Origin of the sequence: Hyphomonas sp. UBA3601 (genome assembly GCF_002375605.1) — a bacterium.
Classification (GTDB): Bacteria; Pseudomonadota; Alphaproteobacteria; order Caulobacterales; family Hyphomonadaceae; genus Hyphomonas.
The window spans coordinates 9,480-14,762 of record NZ_DFME01000103.1 but is presented as its reverse complement, the minus strand read 5'-3'; the positions used below and the strand labels follow the sequence as shown (position 1 = coordinate 14,762).

Genomic DNA, 5,283 nt, shown 5'->3' with positions numbered 1-5,283 from the left:
AGCTGATCCCCTTCAATCCCGCCAATCCGCCCAAGCTGCAGGATGCAATCGACGACGAGCCAAAATTTCAGGATGAAATTGACGCTGACGAGCGTGTTGGGGAATTGCTCGAAGTCGCATTGTCGCTGGAAGGCAAGTACCGAAATGCGGGCACGCACGCAGCGGGTGTTGTGATCGGCGACCGGCCGCTGGTCGAGCTCGTGCCGCTCTACAATGATCCGAGGGCGGATCTTCCGGCAACCCAGTTCAACATGAAGTACGCTGAAATGGCGGGGCTGGTGAAGTTTGACTTCCTCGGACTGAAAACCCTGACCGTGATCGACCGGGCGCTCAAGCTGATCCGACGGGACGGCCGGGATGTCGGGCCGGAATGGCAAAGCCTGGATGATCAGGCCACATACGACCTCATGGCAAGCGGCGAGACGCTGGGCGTGTTTCAGCTCGAAGGCGCCGGGATGCGGGATACGCTCAAGAAGGTGCGTCCGCACAATCTTGAGGACGTCATCGCCATCATCTCACTCTACCGCCCCGGTCCGATGGAAAACATTCCGGTTTATGTCCAGGGCAAGGAAGACCCGTCCTCCGTTGTCTATCAGCATCCGGACCTGAAACCTGTCCTTGAGGCCACCTATGGCGTGCCTGTTTATCAGGAGCAGGTCATGCGGATGGCGCAAGAGATCGCTGGCTACTCCCTCGGCGAAGCCGACCTTCTGCGTCGCGCCATGGGTAAGAAGAAAGTCGAGGAGATGATCGCCCAGCGGAAGCGTTTTGTCGAAGGTGCGGCTGAGCAAAAGGGCATGGAAGAGAAGCTCGCCAACGACATCTTCGATACGATGGAGAAGTTCGCCGGCTACGGTTTCAACAAATCTCACGCGGCGGCCTATGCGTTGATCGGTTACCATACGGGCTACCTGAAGCGGCATTTCCCTGTCGAATTTCTCGCCGCTTCGATGAGTCTTGATATCGGCAACACTGACAAGCTCGCGGCCTTCTTCCAGGAAGCCAAGCGACTGAAAATTCCGGTTCTGGCTCCTGATGTAAACACTTCTTCGGCAGACTTCGATGTGCGTGATGGCGCGGTCGTATATGCGCTCGGCGCACTGAAGGGCGTCGGGCTTGAGGCCATGAAACATGTCGTCGAGATACGGGACAAGGATGGTCGCTTTGCGGATCTCTACGACTTCGCTGAACGCGTCGATCCGAAACATGTGAACAAGAAAGCGTTTGAATCGCTTTCCAAGGCCGGCGCATTCGATGGCACGGAGCCGAACCGCGCCAGAATGCTGGAGTCAGCGCCGCTGCTGGCAAATTTGGCGGTTAGTGCAGCCCAGGACCGACAAGGCGGGCAGGGCGGTCTGTTTGCCGAGGCCGAACCTGCACTAAGGCCGGTGCTGCCGAAAACCAGGGCCTGGAATGGTCAACAGAAACTGGATCAGGAGTTCAAGTCGATCGGGTTCTACTTCTCTGGCCATCCCCTGGATGACGTGCTTGAGGGATTGGACCGCGAACGCGTGACCCTGGCCATGGAGGTGCAGGATCGTGCCTCGGACGGCAAGCCGCTCGAGATGATCGGCGTCGTCCGCGCGCGTAGCGATAAACCTGCGCGCAATGGCGGCAAGTTTGCGTTCCTGACGCTTTCCGACCCATCTGGCGAAGTCGAGATGATGGTTTTCCCGGAAACCTTGTCCCAAAATTACGATCTGCTTCAGGTCGGCAATGCGGTGGCGATCACCGTTGGGGTGAAACGAAACGCCGAAGAAATCAAACTGAACGCTGAACGGGTACTGAAGCTTGAAGCAGCCAGATTGTCGAAGGCGATGGGGGCGCTCAAGATTCGGCTCGCTGTTGGCGCATATGTTGGCGATCTGGCGGGAGTGGTTGGCCATCTTGCAAAGCTTCAGGACCTTGAACAGGGCGAACTCCTGATCGAAATGCCACTGGAAGACGGCCGGGTTGTCACCATGAAGCTGCCGGCAACTTACACGATTGGCCTGAGTGCACAGCGGGCCCTGAAAGAAGCGCCCGGCGTGGAGCGCGTCGAGCCCCTCAAGGCTGCCTGACAAAAGCCGCGCCAGAACTCTTGCAGGCATCGGCATTTTCTGTATAAGCCGCCACATCAGAAACCAGTTCACGGGTGCATCCGGTGCGACGGGCCATAGGGGTCCAACGTTCCACTCGTGACGGCCAACCGGATGGAGAAAATCTATGGCCCTACCTGACTTCAACATGCGTCAGCTGCTCGAAGCTGGCGTTCACTTCGGTCACCAAACCCACCGCTGGAATCCTCGCATGAAGCCGTATATCTACGGTGATCGTTCGGGAATCCACATCATGGACCTGTCTCAGACCGTCCCTTCGCTGCACCAGGCCCTGGTCTTTGTGCGCGACACGGTCGCAAAAGGTGGTCGGGTCCTGTTCGTGGGCACCAAGCGTCAGGCCCAGGAGCCGATTGCCGAAGCTGCTGGCCGTTGCGCTCAGTATTACATGAACCATCGCTGGCTCGGCGGCACGCTGACCAACTGGTCCACTGTTTCCAATTCCATCAAGCAGCTCAAAGAGCTGAACGCGATGTTTGAAAGCGGTGACAGCGGCCAAGGGCTCACCAAGAAGGAATTGCTCGACCTTGAGCGTCGCCGTGACAAGCTTCAGCTCTCTCTTGGCGGTATCGCAGACATGGGCGGCCTGCCGGCTGCTATGATCGTGATCGATACGAACAAGGAAGCGATTGCTGTCCAGGAAGCTCGCAAGCTGGGAATTCCAGTCGTCGCCGTGCTTGATACAAATTGTGACCCGGCTGACGCCGATTATGGCTTTCCTGGTAATGACGATGCTGCGCGCGCCATTTCCCTTTACTGCAACCTGTTCGCGGATGCCGTACTGGACGGCCTGGCAGAGTCGACGGCTGGCCTTGGTGTTGACCTTGGTGAGCTAGAAGATATCGACGCCATGGCTGAAGCTGACGTGGCTGTGGCCGCAGAAGGCGAAACCGCCGAAGATACAACAGGCGCCTAGGAACAGGCGTCTGACCTGAAGACCAAACTGAAGGAATACAGCAATGGCTGAGATTACCGCTGCGCTTGTTAAAGCACTGCGCGAGAAGACTGGCGCAGGCATGATGGATGCCAAAAAGGCGCTCGTCGAAAACAATGGCGATGAAGCCGCGGCCACCGATTGGCTGCGCGCGAAAGGCCTCTCGAAAGCAGCCAAGAAATCTGGACGCACCGCCGCTGATGGTCTCGTTTCAGTCCAAGTCTCGGACGACGGCAAGACCGGCGCAATTGTGGAATTGAACGCTGAAACCGACTTTGTCGCCCGGAACGAGAAATTCCAGGCGGCGCTGGCTGGAATCACCAAAGCTGCACTCGAAACGGACGGGTCCGTCGAGGGGCTATCTTCTGCTCCAGCGCCGGATGGCGAAGGTTCTGTGGATGACCTGATCAAACGCCTGATTGCGACCGTTGGCGAGAACATGACCCTGCGTCGCAGTGCGAAGCTGACGGCGGACGGCAAGGTGGCTTCCTATATCCACAATGCTGAAACGGCCGGCATGGGCAAAGTCGGTGTGCTTGTCGCCCTCGACGGTTCTGGCGATCTGGAAGAAGTCGGCCGCAAGGTTGCGATGCATATCGCGGCAACGTCGCCTGCATCCGCCACCACTGATGAGCTGGATCCGGCGATTGTTGAGGCTGAAAAGCGCGTACTTACCGAGCAGGCTCGCGAAAGCGGCAAGCCTGACAATGTCATCGAGAAGATGATCGTTGGCCGGATGCAGAAGTTCTACAAGGAAGTTGTTCTTGTAGAGCAGCCATTCGTGATGAACCCTGACCAGACGGTTGGTAAATTCCTCGAGGAGCAGGGCGCAACGCTGAAGGGCTTCGTGCACTTCAAGCTGGGTGAGGGCATCGAGAAAGAAGAAGACAACTTCGCCGACGAAGTTGCATCCATGACAAAAGGCAGCTGATCCCGCTTGCCTTTCGGCCCGCAAAGGGCTTTGAACATCCCGGTCGCCCATGACAGGCGGCCGGGAATCTTTTAGGAGCCTATAAGGCCGATAATACCGGAGACACCGCCCATGCAGACCGAAGAGTCCGACTCCAGCCCCTTGAAATACAAACGGGTGTTGTTGAAGCTCTCCGGAGAGGCGCTGATGGGCCCCGGACAATTCGGAATTGATATTCCGACGTGCGAGAAATTCGCACATGCAATCAAGCAAGCTCAGGACACTGGCGCGGAAGTCTGCCTCGTCATTGGCGGCGGAAACATTTTTCGCGGCGTCGCGGGCGCTGCCAAGGGCATGGAGCGTGCACAGGCCGATTCCATGGGCATGCTGGCCACGATCATGAATGCTCTTGCCATGCAAAGCGTGCTTGAGAGCATTGGCGTCCCGACGCGCGTGCAATCGGCAATCCGAATGGAGTCGATTTGCGAGCCCTATATTCGCCGCCGGGCCCAGCGACACATGGAAAAAGGCCGCGTTGTGATATTTGCGGCCGGCATTGGAAACCCATTCTTCACGACAGATACCGGGGCTGCGCTGCGGGCGATCGAAATGAACTGCGATGCCCTGCTCAAGGGGACGCAAGTCGACGGCGTATACACAGCGGATCCCAAAATCGACGCAAATGCGACGCGCTACGACGAGGTTGGCTATCAGGAATTGCTGGCCAAGGATTTGCGGGTGATGGACCCCTCTGCGGTGAGTCTTATGCGCGACAACAACATCCCGATCGTGGTCTTCTCGCTTAAGGAAGAGGGGTCTCTCCTCAAAGTCCTTCATGGGAAGGGCACATCGACAACAATCAACAATCATGGAGCGTAAGTGTCATGAGCTATGACAAGAAGGATCTTGAGCGCCGGATGGAAGGCGCCCTGGCGTCTCTCTCCACTGAATTCAGCGGTCTGCGGACGGGCCGGGCCTCGGTGAACCTGCTAGATGCGGTTATGGTCCCAGCCTATGGTTCAACGGTGCCGTTGAACCAGGTCGCGTCGGTCACCGTGTCTGACAACCGCATGTTGTCGGTCAATGTTTGGGACAAGACTGTCGTTGGTGCGACGGAGCGGGCGATCCGGGATTCCGGCTTGGGCCTGAACCCTGTTACGGACGGCCAGAATTTGCGCATTCCGATACCGCCGCTGAATGAAGAACGCCGTGTTGAACTCCAAAAAGTTGCTGGCAAATATGCTGAAGCAGCACGGGTATCCGTCCGCAATATTCGCCGGGATGGCATGGACACGCTCAAGAAGATGGAAAAGGATGGTGATATCAGCGAAGATCGCCACCGT

5 protein-coding genes are annotated in these 5,283 nt (G+C 57.6%); all 5 read left to right on the top strand.

Annotation, left to right across the window (positions count from 1 at the left end; translation table 11 throughout):
- The coding region (gene dnaE / locus B4F73_RS10215) for a DNA polymerase III subunit alpha (protein ID WP_290483183.1) at positions 1–2,060 on the top strand (2,060 nt) is incomplete at its 5' end.
- A 145-nt stretch (positions 2,061–2,205) separates the two neighbouring features.
- A complete protein-coding gene (gene rpsB / locus B4F73_RS10210; protein WP_206990490.1) occupies positions 2,206–3,012 on the top strand; it encodes a 30S ribosomal protein S2 in 807 nt (268 codons plus the stop codon).
- 43 nt (positions 3,013–3,055) lie between these two features.
- Positions 3,056–3,961: a translation elongation factor Ts gene (gene tsf, locus B4F73_RS10205; protein ID WP_206990489.1), complete on the top strand. Its 906-nt coding sequence runs from the start codon at positions 3,056–3,058 to the stop codon at positions 3,959–3,961.
- A 111-nt stretch (positions 3,962–4,072) separates the two neighbouring features.
- Positions 4,073–4,819, top strand: coding sequence for a UMP kinase (pyrH, locus tag B4F73_RS10200; RefSeq protein ID WP_034812325.1), 747 nt, complete (start codon positions 4,073–4,075; stop codon positions 4,817–4,819).
- Between the two features lie 5 nt (positions 4,820–4,824).
- A partial coding sequence (gene frr / locus B4F73_RS10195; protein WP_290483182.1) for a ribosome recycling factor occupies positions 4,825–5,283 on the top strand: 459 nt, incomplete at its 3' end.